The organism is Sphingomonas sp. KR3-1, assembly GCF_040049295.1.
Classification (GTDB): Bacteria; Pseudomonadota; Alphaproteobacteria; order Sphingomonadales; family Sphingomonadaceae; genus Sphingomonas.
This window is the reverse complement of the sequence record NZ_JBDZDQ010000001.1, coordinates 2,199,827-2,218,421: the sequence shown is the minus strand read 5'-3', so window position 1 is coordinate 2,218,421 and position 18,595 is coordinate 2,199,827. Positions and strand designations below refer to the sequence as shown.

At 68.9% G+C, this 18,595-nt stretch carries 14 protein-coding genes; 8 read left to right on the top strand and 6 right to left on the bottom strand.

Translation table 11 applies throughout. The annotated features are described in order from the left end of the window. Positions 1-12: 12 nt before the first annotated feature. Entirely contained in the window at positions 13-1,107 is a 1,095-nt protein-coding gene (locus tag ABLE38_RS10880; RefSeq protein WP_348974162.1) for a glycosyltransferase, read from the bottom strand. Positions 1,108-1,299: 192 nt separating this feature from the next. On the opposite strand from ABLE38_RS10880, the gene ABLE38_RS10875 reads away from it, so the two are divergent. The 3 genes from ABLE38_RS10875 to ABLE38_RS10865 are packed head-to-tail and all read left to right on the top strand — an operon-like array spanning position 1,300 to position 3,961. Continuing rightward, entirely contained in the window at positions 1,300-2,232 is a 933-nt protein-coding gene (locus ABLE38_RS10875; RefSeq protein ID WP_348974161.1) for a hypothetical protein, read from the top strand. Beyond that, positions 2,229-2,747 (top strand): DUF2141 domain-containing protein, encoded by a 519-nt coding sequence (locus ABLE38_RS10870; RefSeq protein ID WP_348974160.1) that lies wholly within the window; start codon positions 2,229-2,231, stop codon positions 2,745-2,747. Before ABLE38_RS10875 ends, ABLE38_RS10870 begins: the two co-directional genes overlap by 4 nt. 14 nt (positions 2,748-2,761) lie before the next feature. Further along, positions 2,762-3,961 (top strand): glycosyltransferase, encoded by a 1,200-nt coding sequence (locus ABLE38_RS10865; protein ID WP_348974159.1) that lies wholly within the window; start codon positions 2,762-2,764, stop codon positions 3,959-3,961. On the opposite strand, the gene ABLE38_RS10860 is transcribed toward ABLE38_RS10865, so the two are convergent. Beyond that, the gene (locus ABLE38_RS10860; RefSeq protein WP_348974158.1) at positions 3,898-5,448 is read right to left on the bottom strand and encodes a hypothetical protein; all 1,551 of its coding nucleotides are present in this window, start codon (positions 5,446-5,448) and stop codon (positions 3,898-3,900) included. The genes ABLE38_RS10865 and ABLE38_RS10860 overlap by 64 nt on opposite strands. A 163-nt stretch (positions 5,449-5,611) precedes the next feature. On the opposite strand from ABLE38_RS10860, the gene ABLE38_RS10855 reads away from it, so the two are divergent. Next, positions 5,612-7,231 (top strand): alkaline phosphatase D family protein, encoded by a 1,620-nt coding sequence (locus ABLE38_RS10855; RefSeq protein ID WP_348974157.1) that lies wholly within the window; start codon positions 5,612-5,614, stop codon positions 7,229-7,231. 40 nt (positions 7,232-7,271) lie between these two features. On the opposite strand, the gene ABLE38_RS10850 is transcribed toward ABLE38_RS10855, so the two are convergent. Both ABLE38_RS10850 and pepN read right to left on the bottom strand, forming a co-directional pair. Further along, positions 7,272-7,751: a methylated-DNA--[protein]-cysteine S-methyltransferase gene (locus ABLE38_RS10850; RefSeq protein WP_348974156.1), complete on the bottom strand. Its 480-nt coding sequence runs from the start codon at positions 7,749-7,751 to the stop codon at positions 7,272-7,274. Between the two features lie 214 nt (positions 7,752-7,965). Next, positions 7,966-10,554 (bottom strand): aminopeptidase N, encoded by a 2,589-nt coding sequence (gene pepN, locus ABLE38_RS10845; RefSeq protein WP_348974155.1) that lies wholly within the window; start codon positions 10,552-10,554, stop codon positions 7,966-7,968. A gap of 118 nt (positions 10,555-10,672) precedes the next feature. Between pepN and ABLE38_RS10840 the strand changes: the two genes are divergently transcribed. The 4 genes from ABLE38_RS10840 (at position 10,673) to ABLE38_RS10825 (ending at position 16,520) form a co-directional block, all read left to right on the top strand. After that, positions 10,673-12,355, top strand: coding sequence for a M28 family metallopeptidase (locus ABLE38_RS10840; protein WP_348974154.1), 1,683 nt, complete (start codon positions 10,673-10,675; stop codon positions 12,353-12,355). A gap of 1 nt (position 12,356) precedes the next feature. Continuing rightward, positions 12,357-13,943 carry a M20/M25/M40 family metallo-hydrolase gene (locus ABLE38_RS10835; RefSeq protein WP_348974153.1) on the top strand — a complete coding sequence of 529 codons (1,587 nt, stop codon included), beginning with the start codon at positions 12,357-12,359 and terminating at the stop codon, positions 13,941-13,943. Next, entirely contained in the window at positions 13,940-15,556 is a 1,617-nt protein-coding gene (locus tag ABLE38_RS10830; protein WP_348974152.1) for a M28 family metallopeptidase, read from the top strand. The genes ABLE38_RS10835 and ABLE38_RS10830 overlap by 4 nt, the downstream gene beginning before the upstream one ends. 148 nt (positions 15,557-15,704) lie before the next feature. Then, positions 15,705-16,520: an NAD(P)-dependent oxidoreductase gene (locus ABLE38_RS10825; protein ID WP_348974151.1), complete on the top strand. Its 816-nt coding sequence runs from the start codon at positions 15,705-15,707 to the stop codon at positions 16,518-16,520. Here ABLE38_RS10825 and ABLE38_RS10820 read toward each other — a convergent pair. After that, on the bottom strand, positions 16,430-17,344 hold the full coding sequence (locus ABLE38_RS10820; protein ID WP_348974150.1) for an EamA family transporter: 915 nt from the start codon (positions 17,342-17,344) through the stop codon (positions 16,430-16,432). The two genes, ABLE38_RS10825 and ABLE38_RS10820, sit on opposite strands and share 91 nt — an antisense overlap. A gap of 158 nt (positions 17,345-17,502) precedes the next feature. Beyond that, positions 17,503-18,504: a beta-eliminating lyase-related protein gene (locus tag ABLE38_RS10815; protein WP_348974149.1), complete on the bottom strand. Its 1,002-nt coding sequence runs from the start codon at positions 18,502-18,504 to the stop codon at positions 17,503-17,505. Positions 18,505-18,595: the final 91 nt, after the last annotated feature.

Sequence of the window (18,595 nt, the reverse complement as noted above, 5' to 3'; positions counted from 1 at the left end):
ATCGTCATCCGGCTATTGGCGATGGGTACTGACCACCCGGTCGAACAGCGCGAGATATTCCGCGATCGGATCGCCCGCCGCCGCCACCGGCGCGGGCCGCACCGCGTCCGGTGCCAGCCACTGGTCGAGCGCGGCGACCAGCCCGTCGGCATCCTCGCGGCCGATCACCGTCCCCAGTTCGGGGGCGTGGACGATCTCGCGCACCGCCACGCTCGATTCGGTCGAGACCACCGGCGTCCCTACCGACAGCGCCTCGCGCAGCACGCCGGGCACGCCTTCATAGTCCGAGGTCAGCACCGCCACCGCGGCGGCGCGCAATGCCGGCAGCGGATCGCCGGCATGGCCGGGCATCGTCACGCGCGCGCCGAGTCCGAGCGCCGCGACCTGCGCCTCGAGCGCGCCGCGCGCGCTGCCCTCGCCGAGCAGCAGCAGCTTGATCTCCGGGTCGGCCAGCCGCGGCAGCGCCGCCAGCAGCCGGTCCCAGCGCTTCTGCGGCTCGAGCCGGCCGACGCCGATCAGGTAGCGCCCGTCGGGCACCGCCACCGGCGCCGCGCCGGCGATCGCCGCGGCGGGCGGATTGGCGATCACGCTGACCCGCTCGGCCGGCATGCCCATCTCGGCCACTGCCTCGGCCGCCATCGCCGGCGTCATCGCGACGACCTGGTCGAGGAACCACGGATGCAGCCGCAGCCAGCGCCGGTAGCGCCAGGCCGCGCCCGGCGAGAGCTCGGGGCGGACCAGCGCGTTGGAGACCTTGGCAACGATCGGCGGGCAGTTCCTCCCCAGCCGCAACCGCGTCACCGCCGCCACGCCGCTATAATGATTGCCCGCGCAGAAGATCAGATCAGGGCGCACCTCGCGCATCTGCGTCGCGAGGCCGAGCAGCGCCGAATAACGCGCATCGCCGAGCTCGATCAGTTCGATCCCCTCTGGGATCTCGGCAGCCAGCGGCCCCTCGCGGCTGCCCAGCACCAGCGTCACGCGCCGCCCTCCGCCCAGCCATCCGGCGGCCATGCGCAGCATCGCGCGCTCCACCCCACCGCCCTGCAGACGCTGGGCATAGGTGAGGATGTGTTGTGCGGTTTTGATATGGGTGCGGTGCAACATAGGCCTTGCGGATTGCCACTCTTAAGCCCAAATCGCCCCCGCAATAAACCGCATTCTGCTGCCACCAGCCATTTTCGCGTTGGCGTGATCTGGGGGGCTGACCGCCGCAAGACGCAGGTAAAGTGCTGAATCTGCCCGAATCTCCGGGCCGCGGAAACTGAATCAGTGAACGAACCAAGTCTGGAGGCTTCGGTGAACACGAGCGTTGTCGAAGCCGTCCCCCTGCCGGGCGCGCCCGACCTTGCGGGTCTCGAACCCGTCGAGAAGATCAAGCGCCGCTGGCCGGCGATCGTCGGCGGTGCGCTGACCCTGCTGATGATCGTGGCGCTCGGCCGCGAGCTGTTCGGCTCGGGGCTTGCCGGCCTGTACCGCAACGTGCCGACCAACCCGCTCTTCTACATCGTCTTCGCGCTCTATTATGTCGGCCCGCCGACCTTCGACTATGTCATCTTCAAGCGCCTGTGGCACATCCCGCTCGCCGGGCTGGCCGCGCTCCACAAGAAGCGCATCTCGAACGAAGTGCTGTTCGGCTATTCGGGCGAGGCCTATTTCTATGCCTGGGCGCGCCAGCGCACCCAGATGGTCGCCGCTCCGTTCGGCGCGGTGAAGGACGTGATGATCCTCTCGGCGATCGCCGGCAACGCGATCACGCTGATCATGATGCTCGTCGGCCTGCCGCTCTATCTCGGGCTGGTGCCGCCGCACTACAAGCTGGCGGTGATCGGCTCGGTCGGCGTGCTGGTGCTGATGTCGGTGCCGTTCCTGATCTTCTCGAAGCGCGTCTTCTCGCTGCCGCGGCGCGAGCTGTGGTGGGTGTTCCTGGTCCACTGCGTCCGCATCGTCACCGGCTCGCTGCTCGTCTCGATCGCCTGGCACCTGGCGATGCCGGGCGTCTCGATCGGCGTGTGGCTGATGATGGCCGCGGGCCGCCTGCTTGTCTGGCGCCTGCCGCTGGTGCCGAGCAAGGAAGCCGCCTTCGCCGCGATCACCGGGGTGGTGATCGGCCAGGGCTCGGCGATGTCCGAGCTGATGGCGCTGATCGCCGGCCTCACTCTTCTCACCCACGTCGCGCTGATTGGGGTCTTCAGCGTCCAGGCCCTGCTCACGAGGAACAAGCAGCCATGATCCGTCCGCTCATCATCGGCACCGCCGCCGCGCTCGCCTTCGTGGCGAACCCCGCCGCCGCCCAGCAGGATCCCGTCGACGGCAATTGCGCCACCCGCGCCGGCGTGTCGCTCTATGTCAACGTCACCGGGCTCAAGGACCGGATCGGCCGGCTGAAGCTCGAACTCTATCCGCCCAACGAGCAGGACTTCCTGCGCGACGACACCTCGCTCAAGCGCGAGAACAAGCCGTTCCGCCGGATCTGGGCGACCGTGCCCGCCTCCGGCCCGGTGCGCCTGTGCATCCGCGCACCCAGCCCCGGCACCTGGGCGGTGCTGTTCACGCATGACCGCGACGGCAAGAACAAGTTCAACTTCTGGGAGGACGGCGCCGGCTTCCCGAGCAACCAGAAGCTCGGCCGCAGCCGGCCCAAGGTGCGCCAGGCGCTGGTCAATGTCGGCCCGGGTGGTGGACAGATCACGATCAAGGCCCAATATCTGCGCGGCCTGGGCGGCTTCGGGCCGCTCGAGGACTGAGGGGAGCGCGCGCCATGCGCATCGTCGACGTCAACGAGTTCTACTCGCCCACCGGCGGCGGGGTGCGCACCTATCTCGATCGCAAGATGGGGATCATGGCCGATATGGGCCATGAGCTGACCGTGATCGCCCCCGCGCTCGAGACGAGCGTGGAGGAGCGGCCGGGTGGCGGCCGGATCATCTGGCTCAAGGCGCCGCCGCTGATCCTCGATCGCAACTACGGCATCTTCGTGCTCGACGAGCCGATCTGGGCGCTGCTCGACGAGCTCAAGCCCGACATCGTCGAGACCAGCTCGCCCTGGCGCCCGGCCTGGACAGTGGCGCAGTGGCAGGGAGACGCCGTGAAGGTGTTCTTCGCGCATGGCGACCAGATCGGCGCCTATCCGCAGCGCTGGCTCGACAGCGTCGCGACGCCGATCCAGGTCGAGCAGGCGTTCGACTGGTACACGCGCTACATGAACCGCTTCCTGCGGCATTACGACGCTTTCGTCACCAACGGGCCGGCGCTCGCCAAGCGCTTCCGCCGCCGCGGCATGCATGTCGATGCGTCGATGCCGCTGGGCATCGAGCGGCAATGGTTCTCGCCCGAACTGCGCGACGAGAAGCTGCGCGTGGCGCTGCTGGCGCAGCTCGGCCTGCCGCCCGAGGGGCATCTGCTGCTCGGCCTGGGGCGGCATCACAAGGAAAAGCGCTGGCCGCTGGTGATCGACGCGGTCGAGGCGGCGGCGAACGACCTGCCCGTCGGCCTGATGCTGATCGGCGACGGGCCGCAGCGCCGCCAGCTCGAGCAGCGCATCGCCGGCAGCCCGCACATCAAGATCTTCCGGCCCGTCTATGACCGGGTCCGCTTCTCGCGGATCATGGCGAGCTGCGATGCGCTGATCCACGGCTCCGATGCCGAGCCGTTCGGACTGGTCGCCTCCGAAGCGCTCGCCTCGGGCCTGCCGCTGATCGGGCCCGACGAGGGCGGGTTCGCCGAGATCGCCGATCCGCTGTTCGCCGAGACCTATCGCGCGCGCGACGCCTATTCGGCGGCCGACGCGATCCGCCGCATGTTCACCCGCGAGCCGACCCTGCTGCGCAACGCCGCCCGCGTCGCCGCGGGCAAGGTCCGCAGCGACGCCGATCACGCCGCCGAGCTGATGGCCTATTATGAGGGCTTGCTGGAAGCCAAGCGCGGCGGCGCGGCATTGCGGGCCGCCGGCAGCTCGTAGACCGAGATGAGCAGGTCGCCGAGCGGCCAGCGCCCGCGCAGGCGATAGCCCATCGCTGCCATCCGCTGCACCGCCAGTCGGTGCGCGGCCATGCGCTCGCCGAAATAGGTCGGGCGCATCACCACGATCTCCGGCCGCTGCGCGAAGATGCGGTTGATCTCCTCGAGCTGGTCGACCCCCAGCGCCCCATTCTCGCGCTCGCGCGACAAGTGGCTGGGGAAGATCCACGGCGTCAGCGCGCAGCGCTGGGTGTAGCTGTAGAGGATCGCATTACCCGAATAGATGTACATGCAGCCGCTGCCATGGCCGATGCCGTCGGCCAGCGCCTCGAGCTGGTCGGCATTGCCGCGGTGCCACTTGGCGCTCCACGCGGTATATTCGCCGCCGAAACAGGCCGCGAGCAGCATCGCCGGGGCCAGCCATTTCCGGCCGAACGCAGTGCCGCCGAGATAGCCGGCGCAGCACAGGCTGGCGGGCACCAGCACCGGCAGCGCATAGTGGTTGAACCAGCTGCCGAAAACGAGCAGCCCGATCACCGCGGCGATCAGCCAGCCGAACAGCAGCGCGCGCACCGGATGCTCGCTCTCGTCCTTCACCGGCACGTGGCGCGACAGGCCGGAGACGATCAGCAGCACGCCGAGGATGAGCGCGATCTTCAGGAAGGCGCGCAGCAGCACCGCGGGCGGATCGCTCAGCCGATCGACGATCGAGCCGAAATTGGCATAGAACCAGGCATCGCCGTGCCCGATCAGGATGAAGGTCGCCCAGGCGATGAAGGTCGGCAGCCACACCGCCGAAGCCCACAGGCAGCCGCGTCGGATCACATGCGCCATGCTGGTGCCGAGCTTGATCTCGCGCCACATCAGCCACAGGCCGAGGAACATCGCCTCGAACACCACCGAATATTTCACCTGCATCGCCACGCCGACGATCAGCATCGCGAGCGTGCCGCGATGGATCCGGCGGCGGTCGCCGCTCTCGTCCCCGGGCCTGGGCACGACGAGCAGGAAGGCCCAGGCCATCAGCAGGTTGTAGAACACCGGCGCCTGGCCGCCCTGGCCATCGGCGAAGTTGATCATGAAGAGATAGAGCAGCGCCGAGACCAGGGAGCCGCTTCCCCAGCCCGCCTTTTCGGCGAGCCGCGCGATCAGCAGCGCGGTGCCGACCACCGCGGCGAGCGCCATCGCCTGGTACACCCAGATCCCCGCCGGCACGCCGAATGCTGCGGGCAGCAGGTAGATCAGGAACAGCCCCACGGGCTTGCGGTCCCACACGTCGACGAACGGCACCGCGCCGTGCAGCATCTGCTGCGCGGTGACGAAGTAGAACTCCTCATCGACATGGACGACGGGATTGCCAAAGGTCAGCGCACGCACCGCAATCGCGGCGAACAGCAGGATCGACCAGCGCGGCAGCGCGGCGATCGTCGCGGTAAGGTCGGTCAGGCGAGTCGTCCGGCTCCCCAGCACTTCGGACTTGCTTGCCATCAGGAGCGCGAAGCCCCGGGCGGAAGGTGATGCGGCATCTGGTTGGTTACGGCCTTGTTGCGTGCGACTGGACGCGTGCTTAGCGTCCGCCGCGCATGCTGTCACGAACTCGACACGAGCGGGCGGCAAGCCTTGCGGTGAAATAGCTTGGGAACGCTTCAAAATGACACTGCGCCTCGATCGCCGCTCGCTCCTGCTCACCGGTACGCTGGGCCTTGGCGCGCTCGCCATTCCGGGTTTCGCCTTAGCCCAGGCGCTGGCCCGCGGCTTCACCCATTCGGTCGCCAGCGGCGAGCCGGGGCCGGACACGATGCTGCTGTGGACGCGCTACGTCCCGGCCAGCGGCGGCCCGGTGAAGGTGAAGGCCGAGATCTCGAGGACGGCGGATTTCGCGAAGATCGTCTCGGGCGGCGAGCAGATCACCGGGCCATGGCGCGATCACACCGTCAAGATCACCGTCGAGAATCTCGAGCCGGGCACGCGCTATTTCTATCGCTTCGTGGCGCCCGACGGCAGCTTCTCGCCCACCGGCCAGACCAGGACGCTGCCGAGCGGCAACACCGCCCGGTTCGGCATCGCGATCTTCTCCTGCTCGAACATGCCCTATGGCTATTTCAACGCCTATGGCCATGCCGCGACGCGCCCGGACATCGACCTGTGGGTCCATCTCGGCGACTATCTCTACGAATATGCCAAGGGCGGCTATGCGCCCGCCGGCGGCGCGGTCGATGGTCGCTGGCCCGAGCCGGCGACCGAGATGATCCACCTGGCGGACTACCGCCTGCGCTATGGCAGCTATCGCAGCGACCCGGACCTGCAGGAGCTGCACCGATTGAAGCCAATGCTCATCCAGATGGACGATCACGAATCGGCCAACAACAGCCGCGAGATGAGCGCGCAGAACAACCAGCCGGGCGAGGCCGACTGGAACGACCGCAAGGCGGCCGCGCTCCAGGCCTTCAAGGAATGGATGCCGGTCTCCGAAACACCGTGGGGCAGCTACGACATCGGCGGCCTCGCCACGCTGTTCCGCACCGAGAGCCGCCTCCTCTATCGCAGCGACGAGCCCGAGCTCGGCCCGCTGCTCAAGTCAGCCGATGCGCAAAAGGCGCTGATCGCGTTCCGCGACGGCGAGCTCCAGGATCCGGCGCGCACGATGCTAGGCACCGAGCAGGAGGCGTGGCTCGGCCATGCGCTCAGGAAGTCGGTGCGCGCAGGCCAGAAGTGGCAGGTGGTCGGCTTCGGCACGATCATGGGCAAGCAGCGCATGCCCGAGCAGGCGCTCGACTGGATCAAGCCCGATGCGCTGCCCAACGCCCAGGCCTATGTCCGCGCCGGGGTGATGGCGAGCAAGCTCGGCATCCCGGCGGACCTCGACAATTGGGGCGGCTTCCCGGCGGCGCGTGCGCGCTTCCTCAAGTCCGCCCAGGCGGCGGGCGCCAACCTGCTCGTGCTCTGCGGCGACAGCCACAATGCTTGGGCGTTCGACCTGGGCCAGGACGGCAAGCCCGCCGGCGTCGAGTTCGCCGGGCACAGCGTCACCTCGCCGGGCTATGAGGGCAGCACCGGCACCGATCCCAAGGTGATCGCCGCCGCGCTGGTCGCGACCAACCCCGAGCTGAAATGGTGCGACACCAGCCGCCGCGGCTATATGGCGCTGACGCTCACTCCCGAAAAGGCGAGCAACGACTGGGTGATGATGGACACGATCACCCAGCGCACCACCAGGGCCAGCGTGGGCCACACCGCGGTGGTGACGCGCGGCCGGAACGTGATGGCATAACTCTGTAAAGCCCCTCCCCCAAGGGGGAGGGGCTTGTAAGTCAGCCCCGCTCCAGCCCCAGCAGATACGCCTTGGCCTCGAGCCCGCCGGCAAAGCCGGTGAGCTTGCCTGTCGATCCGATCACCCGGTGGCACGGCGCGACGATCGAGATCGGGTTGCGGCCATTGGCGGCGCCCACCGCGCGCGAGGCCTTGGGGCGGCCGAGCTTCATCGCGATCTCGCCATAGGACCGCGTCTCGCCGAACGGGATGGCGAGCAGCTCGGCCCAGACCGACTTCTGGAAATCGGTGCCGCGGAAATCGAGCGGCAGGTCGAAGCGGGTTCGCGTGCCGGCAAAATACTCGCCGAGCTGCGCCTCGGCCTGCGCCAGGATCGGATGATCCGCGTCCTCGGCGACGTCGCCGAGCTTCACGCGGTCGGGCGAATCCTTCTCCCACAGGATCGCGACAAGGCCTTTCTCACTGGCCACGAGCGTGAGGGCGCCGACGGGCGAGGGACAAGTCTTGGTCGACAGGGTCATGGTGGTTCTCCTTACCCTGCCGATATGGGCCGATCGCCCCCCTGCTACTTCCTGCGCCTTGCGATCAAAGCCAAACCAAATCCTCCCCCGGAGGGGGAGGGGGACCGCGAAGCGGTGGAGGGGGCCTGCCACGAGCGGCGCCGCCTGCCGCATTCCCTCTCCACCACCGCCTTCGGCGGCGGTCCCCCTCTCCCTCCGGGAGAGGATTAAGGAATTAATCCAGCGACTTGCTGGCCTGCTCGAACATGTCCTTGCTCAGCCCCGGCGTCGCGACGATCCGCTCGAGCTCGGCGCGCATCTTGGCCGCGCGGCCCGCGTCGAAGCGCTTCCACCGGCCGAGCGGCGGCACCAGCTTGGCGGCGGTCTGCGGATTGAGGCGGTCCAGCGCGATCAACTGGTCGGCGACGAAGCGATAGCCGCGGCCCGACGCATCGTGGAACGCGCGCTGGTTGACGCTGAACGCGCCGATCAGCGCACGCGCGCGGTTCGGATTGGCGAGCGTGAAGTCCTTGTGCGCCGCCAGCTTCTCCACCGCCTGCGCCGCATCGTCGCGCGACGACAGCGCCTGGGTCTGGAACCATTTGTCGAGCACCAGCGCATTGCCCTGGTAGCGCGCGTAAAAGGCCGCCAGCGCCGCCTCGCGCTTGTCCGAGGCGCCGTTGACCAGCGTGCTCAGCGCGCCCTGGCGATCGGTCATGTTGTCCGCCGCCTCGAACTGGTCGAAGGCGAGCGCAGCGGCATCGCCGGCCCCGCTCGCCGCGATATAGCCGAGCGCAACGTTCTTGAGCCGCCGCGCGCCCTTGGCCGCCGGCGAATATTCGAAGCGATTGGCCTGCGCGCCGTCATAGGCCGCGCGCCATTCGGTCTCGAGCGCCTTGCCCAGCTCCGCGCGCAGGGCTTCGCGTGCGGCGAAGATCGCGTCGGGATCGACCACGCCCATCTGGTCGCCGACAAAGCTGTCCGACGGGAGCAGCACCGCCTCGGCGACGAACGCCTTGTCGAGCGCCGCGTCGCCCAGCGTGCCGCGCACCGCCTCGATCACCGCGGCGTGGTCGCCCTTGCCGCTCGCCACCGCGGCGACGAGCGTGTCGAGCATCAGCTGCTGCATCGCCTCGTAGCGGGCGAAGGGATCGTCGTCATGCGCCGAGAGGAAGGCGAGGTCCTTCGCGGTGCGGTTGGTCTCGACGATCACCGGCGACGAGAAGCCGCGGTTGATCGAGAGCACCGGCGGCTCGGACAGGTTCTCGAACAGCATTTCCTGCGCGGCGTCCTTGAGCAGCACCAGCTGCTCCTCGCACATCGGCCGCCCGGTATAGCTGCCGAACAGCTTGAGCTTGAGCGGCAGCACCATCGGCTCCTTGACCGGCTGGCCCGGCGTCGGCGGCACGGTCTGCGCGAGCTTGAGGCGGGCGCGGCCGCCCTCCTGGCTGAGGTTGGCCGTGACGCGCGGCGTGCCCGCCTGGCTGTACCAGCGGCGGAACTGCGTCAGGTCCACCCCGCCGGCTTCCTCCATGCACTGGACGAAATCCTCGCAGGTCGCGGCGGTGCCGTCGAACCGGTCGAAATAGAGGTCGGTCGCGGCGCGGAATTTCTGCGGGCCGAGGATGGTCGACATCATCCGGATCACTTCGGCGCCCTTGTTGTAGATCGTCGCCGTGTAGAAGTTCGAGATCTCGATATATTCGTCGGGGCGCACCGGATGGGCGAGCGGGCCGGCATCCTCGGGGAACTGGCTCGCGCGCAGGCCGCGCACATCCTCGATCCGCTTGACCGCCTTGCTGCCCTGGTCGCCCGAGAAGCTCTGGTCGCGGAAGACGGTGAAGCCTTCCTTCAGGCTCAGCTGGAACCAGTCGCGGCAGGTCACGCGGTTGCCCGACCAGTTGTGGAAATATTCGTGCGCGACCACCGCGGCGATCGCGTCGTAATCATAATCGGTGGCGGTATCGGGGTCGGCAAGGATGTAGCGGCTGTTGAAGACGTTCAGCCCCTTGTTCTCCATCGCGCCGAAGTTGAAGTCGTCCACCGCGACGATGTTGAACACGTCGAGGTCGTACTCGCGGCCATAGACGGTCTCGTCCCACGCCATCGACAGCTTGAGCGCGTGCAGCGCATGATCGGTCTTGGGCAGATCGCCCGCGCGCACCCAGATGCCGAGATCGACGCCGCGCCCGCTCATCGTGGTGAAGGTGCCGCGGTTGGCGACCAGATCGCCCGCGACCAGCGCGAACAGGTAGCTCGGCTTGAGGAACGGATCGTGCCACTCGGCCCAGTGCGTGCCGTCCTCGCCCTCGCCCTGCGCGATCGGATCGCCGTTCGCCAGCAACACCGGGAAGCGCGCCTTGTCGCCGCTCATCCGCACCTTGTACTTGGAGAGCACGTCGGGCCGGTCGGGGAAGAAGGTGATGCGGCGAAAGCCCTCGGCCTCGCACTGGGTGCAGAGCATGCCCGAGCTGGCATAGAGCCCCTGGAGCTGCGTGTTGCGCTCCGGCGCGATCGTCACCACCGTCTCGATCTCGTGCGCATCGCCGGTGAGCGGGATGACCAGGTCCGGCCCGTCCATCCGCCAGCCCTGCGCCTCGGCACCGTCCACCGTCACGCTCTCGGCCGCGAGCCCGTCGCCGTTCAGCACGAGCGGGCGGTCATGCGCGCCGTTGCGCTCCACTTTCAGCGTCGCGCGCACCTTCGTCGCCGCCGGGTCGAGCGCGAAATCGAGCGCGATCTCGGGGATCATCCAGTCGGGCGCGCGATAGTCCTCGCGGCGTGTGATGTGCGGAGTCTGCGGTGCGTTGAGAGCGTCTGCCATGATGCCTCGGATATAGGGGCAAGCGCGCGGCCCGCCACCTTGAAAATCTGCCGGCTTGCGCCTGCGCCAAGCCGTGCTACCGAAGCGATAACCCGAATTCCCCCAAGAGGTTTCCCCCATGCTCCGCACCACCACGCCGCTCGCCCTCGCGCTGATGCTGGCGCTGCCCGCGCACGCCCAGACGGCCCCCGCGCCCGCCCCCACGCCGACCGCCGCCGAGCGCAACGCCGTCGTCACCGCGCCGCTCCCCGCCGACCAGGCCGCGCTCAAGAGCCATGTGATGTTCCTCGCCTCGGACGCGATGCGCGGTCGCGAGGCCGGCAGCCCGGAGTTCAACATCGCCGCGCAATATGTCGCGTCGCAATTCTATGCCGCGGGCCTCAAGCCTGCCGGCGACGACGGCGGCTATCTGCAGAGCGTGCCGCTGGTCAGCGCCAAGCTCGACGGCCCCGGCACGATGGCGATCACCCGCAAGGGCGCTGCCCCGGTCGCGCTCGAATTCGGCAAGGACTTCGTCTCCTCGGCCAATCCCGAGACGCCCAATTACACCGTCACCGCGCCGGTGGTGTTCGTCGGCTACGGCATCGTCGGCCAGGGGCGCGACGACTATAAGGGCGTCAATGTGAAGGGGAAGATCGTCGCCTATTTCGGCGGCGCGCCCGAGAGCTTCCCGGGCGAGGTGAGCGCGCACTTCTCCAATCCCGCCGCCAAGTCGGAGATCGCCGCCAGGCACGGCGCGGTCGCCACGATCACGCTCGAATCGCCGCGCACCTCGAAGCAGCGCCCGTTCAGCTTCTACGCCAATGCCGTGACGCGCCCGCGCTTCACCTGGGGCAATCCGGACGGCACCGGCCATATCGCCGCGCCGGGCACCCCGGCTGCCGGCACGGTCAGCCTCGCCGGCGCCGAGAAGCTGTTCGCCGGCGCGAAGCAGAAATGGGCCGATATCGCCAAGGCCGCCGAGGCGCCCGACGCGGTGTTCAAGGCCGAGGCGCTGCCGGTCACCGTCACCGTCGCCGCCAAGACCGCGCTCACTCCGGTGCAGAGCTACAATGTCGCCGGCATCATCCCGGGCAGCGACCCGGTGCTCGCCAAGGAAATCGTCGTCCTCTCGGCGCATCTCGATCACATCGGCGTCGGCCGTCCGGACAAGACCGGCGACACGATCAACAATGGCGCGCTCGACGATGCGGTCGGCATCGCCTCGCTGATCGAGGAGGCCAAGCGCTTCAAGACCGCCGGCACCAAGCCGCGCCGCACCATCCTGTTCCTCGCGGTCACCGCCGAGGAGAAGGGCCTGATCGGATCGGACTATTTCGCCAACCACCCGACCGTGCCCGCCGAGGCGATCGTGGCGGACGTCAATCTCGACATGCCGATCATCACCTACAAGTTCCAGGACATCGTCGTGTACGGCGCCAGCCACTCGACGCTCGGCCCGATCGTCGAGCGCGCCGGCAAGGCGATCGGCGTGCCGCTGTCGGACGATCCGCTGCCCGGCGAGAACATCTTCGTCCGCTCGGACCACTATAATTTCGTCCGCAAGGGCGTGCCCTCGGTCTTCCTGTGGCCGGGTGCCGGCGGCCCGGGCCGCGCGGCGATCGATGACTTCATGAAGAACCATTATCACCAGCCCTCGGACGAGGTCGGCCAGCTGCCGGCGATCGACTGGGAATCGGGCGTGCGCTTCGTCGATGTGAACTACCGGATCGCCCGCGAGATCGCCGATGGCGACCAGAAGCCGGTCTGGAACAAGGGCGATTTCTTCGGCCTCACCTATAACGGCCCGGGAGCCAAGTAAGATGAAGCGCGCACTCCTCCTCGCGGCGACCCTGCTCGCCGCCACGCCCGCCTTCGCCCAGGACCTCAGCCAGGACGCAGCCGCGCTCAAGGCGCATGTCCAGTTCCTCGCCTCCGATGCGATGAAGGGCCGTGACACCGGCAGCCCCGAGCTGACCATCGCCGAGCAATATGTCGCCGCGCAGATGCTCGCCGCCGGGTTGAAGCCCGCCGGCGTCAACGGCAGCTGGCTCCAGCCGGTGCCGCTGGTCGCCTACAAGTCGGCCGATCACGGCACGCTCTCGCTCACCCGGAACGGCGTCGAGACACCGCTGGTCTGGGGCAAGGACTATGTCGCGCGCGCGGTGCCGTCGAACCCCAAGGTCGCGGTCTCGGGCCCGGTGGTCTTCGCCGGCTATGGCAGCGAGGAGGAGTATAAGGGGCTCAAGACCAAGGGCGCGATCGTCGCGGTGCTGCGCGATTCGCCGCATTCGGCGCCCAGCGACGTGCGCGCGCATCTCAGCCAGCCCGATATCCAGGCGCGCACCGCGGCGCTGCACGGCGCGGTCGGCGTGATCCTGATCGAGGGCAATGCCCGCCACGCGATCTTCCCGTTCGCAGCCAGCGTCGGCTTCGCGCAGAGCGAGGCGATGACCTGGCAGGGCTCCGATGCCGGCGCCGGCGCCCCGCCCTTCACCTATCTCGGGTTCGACGGCGCCGCCAAGCTGTTCGCCGGCGCGAAGATCCAGTGGGACGCGGTGCTCGCTGCCGACAAGGCGGACAGGAAGCTGCCGACCGGAGCCCTGGGTGTGGTCGCCACCGGCACCGCCAACACCGCGATCCGCACGCTCACCAGCAACAATGTCGCCGGCATGCTGCCGGGCACCGACAAGGCGGGCGAATATGTCGTGATCTCCGCGCATCTCGATCATGTCGGCGTCGGCCGGCCCGATGCGAAGGGCGACACCATCTACAACGGCGCGATGGACAATGCCGTCGGCACCGCCTCGATGCTCGAGGTCGCCCGGCGCTTCCAGGCATCGGGCAAGGCGCCGCGCCGCTCGATCCTGTTCGTCGCGGTGACGGCGGAGGAAAAGGGCCTGGTCGGCTCCGAATATTTCGCCGCCAACCCCACCGTGCCCAAGGGCTCGATCGTCGCCGACGTCAATCTCGACATGCCGATCCTGACCTATGACTTCGTCGATCTCGTCGCGTACGGCGCCGATCGCAGCACGGTCGGCACGCTGGTCGAGGCGGCGGCGGCGGAGCAGGGCGTCAAGCTCGTCCCCGATCCCACGCCCGAGGAAGCCTCGTTCGTCCGCTCGGACCATTACAGCTTCGTCAAGGCGGGCATCCCCGCGGTCTCGCTCGATCTCGGGCCAGGCGGCCCGGGTGCGGCGGCGACCAAGGAATTCCTCGACAAGCATTACCATCAGCCCTCCGACCAGGTCGAGCTGATCGACTGGAAGCAGGGCCTGCGCTTCGTCACCCTCAACTATGCGATCGCGCGCGCCATCGCCGATGCCGAGGACAAGCCGGTGTGGAACAAGGGCGACTTCTTCGGCACGCTGTACAAGGGGCCGATGGCCCAGGGTCCTGCAGCCAAGTGACCCTTCGCCGCCTTCTCGCCGCGGCCGCGCTGCTCGCCGCGCCGCTGGCCCAAGCCCAGACGGCGCCGCTCCCGCCCGAGCAGGCGGCGCTCAAGGCGCATGTCCAGTTCCTCGCCTCCGATGCCCTGCGCGGGCGCGAGGCGGGGACGCGCGACTATGACGTGGCGGCGGAATATGTAGCGGCGGAGATGCTCCGCCTCGGGCTCGAGCCCGGCGCGAACGGCAGCTGGTTCCAGCCCTTCCGGCTGGTCAACTACAAGCCGGCGGAGAAGGCCAAGTGGACGCTGGTGCGCGGCAGCACCGAGATCCCGCTCCAGTTCGGCATCGATTTCATCAACACCCCCGCCCCCGCCACGCCCGATTTCCATGCCGAGGGCGGCATGGTCTTCGCCGGCTACGGGATCGTCTATCCCGAGGGCAAGCGCGACGACTACAAGGGGCTCGACGTGAAGGGGAAGATCGTCGCGATCCTCCCCGGCGTGCCCAAGGGGCTGCCCAACGCGGTCGAGGCGCATTTCGGCGACGACGAGCAGAAGGCGCTGATCGCGCAGAAGAAGGGCGCGGTCGCGGTGATCATGCTCGAATCGCTGGCGCAGCGCGAGCAGATCCCGTTCGAGGCGATCGCCGCCTATTACGACTATCCGCGCGACGGCTGGGCGCAGCCCGACGGCACCGTCTTCGCCACCGCGGCGGGCGCGCCGCCGGTCGGCTATGTCGGCTCGGCCGGCGCCGACAAGCTGTTCCAGGGCGCCAAGGTCAAATGGTCGGACGTGCTGATCGCCCAGCGCAAGGGCAGCCGCGTGCCCACCGGCGCGCTGCCCGGCACGCTCAAGGTCGCCAGCAAGACGCGGCTGGTGACGCTCGCCACCCGCAACGTCGTCGGCATGATCCCCGGCACCGATCCGTTGCTCAAGGGCGAGTATGTCGTGCTTTCCGCGCATCTCGATCATGTCGGCGTGGGCGACGCGGTGAACGGCGACCGCATCTATAACGGCGCGATGGACAATGCGATCGGCGTCTCGACGATGCTCGAGGTCGCGCGCAAGTTCGTCGCCTCGGGCGAGAAGCCGAAGCGCTCGATGTTGTTCGTCGCGCTTGCGGCGGAGGAGAAGGGGCTGATCGGCTCCGACTATTTCGCGCATTATCCGCCGGTGGCGAAGAACAAGCTCGTCGCCGACGTCAACATGGACATGCCGATCCTCACCTACCGGCTCGAGGACCTCGTCGCATTGGGCGGCGAGCGCTCCAGCCTCGGCCCGGTGATCGCGCAGGCGGCGGCGGGCGAGGGGCTGAAGGTCGTCCCCGATCCCGCGCCCGAGGAGATGTTCTTCGTCCGCTCGGACCATTACAGCTTCGTCAAGGCCGGCATCCCCGCGGTCTCGCTCGATACCGGCCCGGGCGGCGCCGGCGCCGAGGCGCAGAAGAAGTTCCTCGCCGACAATTACCACAAGCCCTCGGACCAGATCGACCTGCCCTTCGACTGGGATTCGGCCGCGAAATACATGCGCGTGAACTACGCCGTCGCCCGCGCGCTCACCGACGGCCCCGAGCGCCCGCGCTGGAACAAGGGCGATTTCTTCGGGGTGCAGTTCGGAGGCCATGGGGCGGAGTAGCGCATCAATCCTCCCCCGGAGGGGGAGGGGGACCATGCGCAGCATGGTGGAGGGGGCCTGCCCCACACGACACCGCCTGCGGCTTTCCCTCTCCACCACGACGCTGCGCGTCGCGGTCCCCCTCTCCCTCCGGGAGAGGAATTGAGTCATGCGCCTCCTGATCTTCGGCCCCGGCTACACCGCCGCTCGCCTGATCGCGCGGCTCGCGGGCCGGGCCGACATCGCCACCGTCACCCGCGACACCTTCGCCGGCCGCAAGTCCGACATCGCCAACGCCACCCACATCCTCTCCACCGTCCCGCCCGGCGAAACCGGCGACCCCGTGCTCGCGGCCTACGCCCCCGAGCTCGCCGCCTCGGGCGCGTGGCTCGGCTATCTCTCCTCGACCGGGGTCTATGGCGACACCGGCGGCGCCTGGGTCGACGAGACCGCCGCCACGGGCACCGGCCGCCGCACCGCCCGCGCGCAGGCCGACGCCGCCTGGCTGGCGCTGCCGAGCGCGCGCGTCTTCCGCCTGCCCGGCATCTACGGCCCCGGCCGCTCGCCGCTCGACCGCATCCGCGTCGGCGCCGCGACGCGCATCGAGCTGCCCGGCCAGGTGTTCAGCCGCGTCCATGTCGACGACATTGTCGAAGGGATTGTCGCCGGGTTCGACGGTCCGCCCGGCGCCTACAACCTCGCCGACGACCTGCCCGCCGCGCAGCGCGACGTCATCGCCCATGGCTGCGCGCTATTGGGCCTGCCGGTCCCGCCGCTGGTCGCGCTCGACCAGGCCGATCTCAGCCCCCAGGCCCGCGCCTTCTATGCCGAGAACCGCCGCGTCGCGAACGGCAAGGCGAAGCGGGTGCTCGGCTGGCGCCCGCGCTACCCCGATTACCGGTTCGGCCTGCGCGCCTTGAGCGCCACCACCAGCCCGGCGACCACCAGCACCGCGCCGGCACCCGCCAGCACCGACCAGCGATAGCCTTCGAACAGCGTCGAGAAGAGCATCGCGATCACCGGGATCAGCACGCTGGTATAGGCGGCCTTGGCCGGCCCGATCGTGCGGATCAGCTGGAAATAGATGCTGAACGTCACCGCCGATCCCAGCACCCCGAGATAGAGGATGCCCAGCCCATAGCTCGGCCGCGGATCGAACACCGGCGCGCCGACCGTGGCGAAGGCGAATGCCGCATCGATCGCCGCCCCGCACAGCATCGCCCAGCCGAGCGTCGTCGCCATCGGATAGGCCTTGGCCGTCTGCGTCGCCTGCATGACGTTGGCGACCGAGGCGCTCATCACCCCGGCCAGCGCGATGCCGATCCCGAGCAGCGCCGCGTGCGGCCCGACCGGGCTCAGCCGCGCCTCATGGACGAACAGCAGCGCCACGCCGGCCATCGCGATCGCCGATCCCAGGACCAGCTGCCGCCCCATCTTCTGGCCGAGAAAGGCGCGCGCCAGCACGGCATTGGGCACCAGCAGCAGCGCATAGACCACCGCGACCACGCCCGAGGTGATGTGCTGCTCGGCGCGGTAGACGAAGTTGAAGTTGAGCACGAACTGCGCCAGCCCGAGCAGCACCGCGAAGCGCAGCCCGCGCAGGTCGAGCCGGAGCCCGTCGCCGCGCAGCATCGCCCAGGCCAGCATCGTCGCCCCGGCGACGGTGAAGCGATAGGTGACCGACCAGCTCGGCGGCACCACCGAGAGCTGGTCGCGGATCACGATCCAGGTCGATCCCCAGATCAACGTGACGATCGCGAAGGGGACGAGGACGGTCAGGCGGGTGGACTGGGGGGCGGGTTCGGCCATCTAGATCCTCCCCGGGACGGGGAGGGGGACCACGGCGCGAAGCGGCGTGGTGGAGGGGGAGTGCCGCACGCGAATCCGATGAGGAGAGCCCCCTCCACCACCGCCTTCGGCGGCGGTCCCCCTCCCCGTCCCGGGGAGGATCATGGATGGCATCCCCCTCACAACCCCGCGATCGCCTCCGCCAGCGGCCGGATCGCGTCCTCGGCCTGGTCCCAGCTGATCACCAGCCGCGCCTCGCCGACGCCCCAGTCGTAGAAGTCGAAGCCGAGCGCGCGCAGCGACGCGGCTTCCGCGGCGCTCACCTTGAGGAACACTTCATTGGCCTCCACGGCATGCACCAGCCGGTCCCCCGCCGCCCGGGCGAGCAGCGCCGCGCCGGCATTGGCCGCGCGGCCGTTGCGGAGCCACAGATCGCCCTCGAGCATCGCCAGCACCTGCGCGGCGAGATAGCGCCCCTTGGAGAAGAGCAGCCCGGCGCGCTTGCGGCGATACAGCGTCGCCTCGGCGAGCTCGGGCTTGAAGAACACCAGCATCTCGGCGCTCATCCCGCCATTCTTGACGAAGCCGAAGCTCAGCGCATCGACGCCCGCGCGCCAGGTCACCTCGCCCGGATGGCAGCCAAGATGCGCGACAGCGTTGGCGAAGCGCGCGCCGTCCATATGCAGACCGAGCTTGCGCTCCTTCGCCAGCGCCCCGATCGCCGCGACTTCGTCGGGCGTATAGGCCAGCCCATATTCGGTGGCATTGGTGATCGAGATCGCGTGCGGCTGGACCTGGTGGACGTCGGGGCGGATCGGATCGATCACCGCGCGGATCGCGTCCGGCGTCAGCTTCGAGCCTGCGCCCTCGCCGGCCAGCAGCTTGGCGCCGTGCGTGTAGAATTCGGGCGCGCCGCATTCGTCGACATTGATGTGCGCGTCGCGGTGGCAGACCACGCCGCCATAGGGCGGGCAGAGCGCGGCCAGCGCCAGGCTGTTCGCCGCAGTGCCGGTCGGCACCCACAACGCGCGCACCTCGGTGCCGAACAGGTCCGAGAAGGCGCCGTCGAGCGACTTCGACCATCGGTCGCCGTCATAGGCAGTGTCGAGCTGGTTCACCTTGCCCAGCGCAGCGAGCACTTCGGGGCAGACGGCGGCGGCGTTGTCGGAGAAGAAGCGCATGGGGAAGGTCCATGCTGGGGGGCGCTGGCGGCGTCAACATGTCACCTTAAAATCCTCCCCGAGCTTGCCTCGGGGAGGGGGACCATTGCGA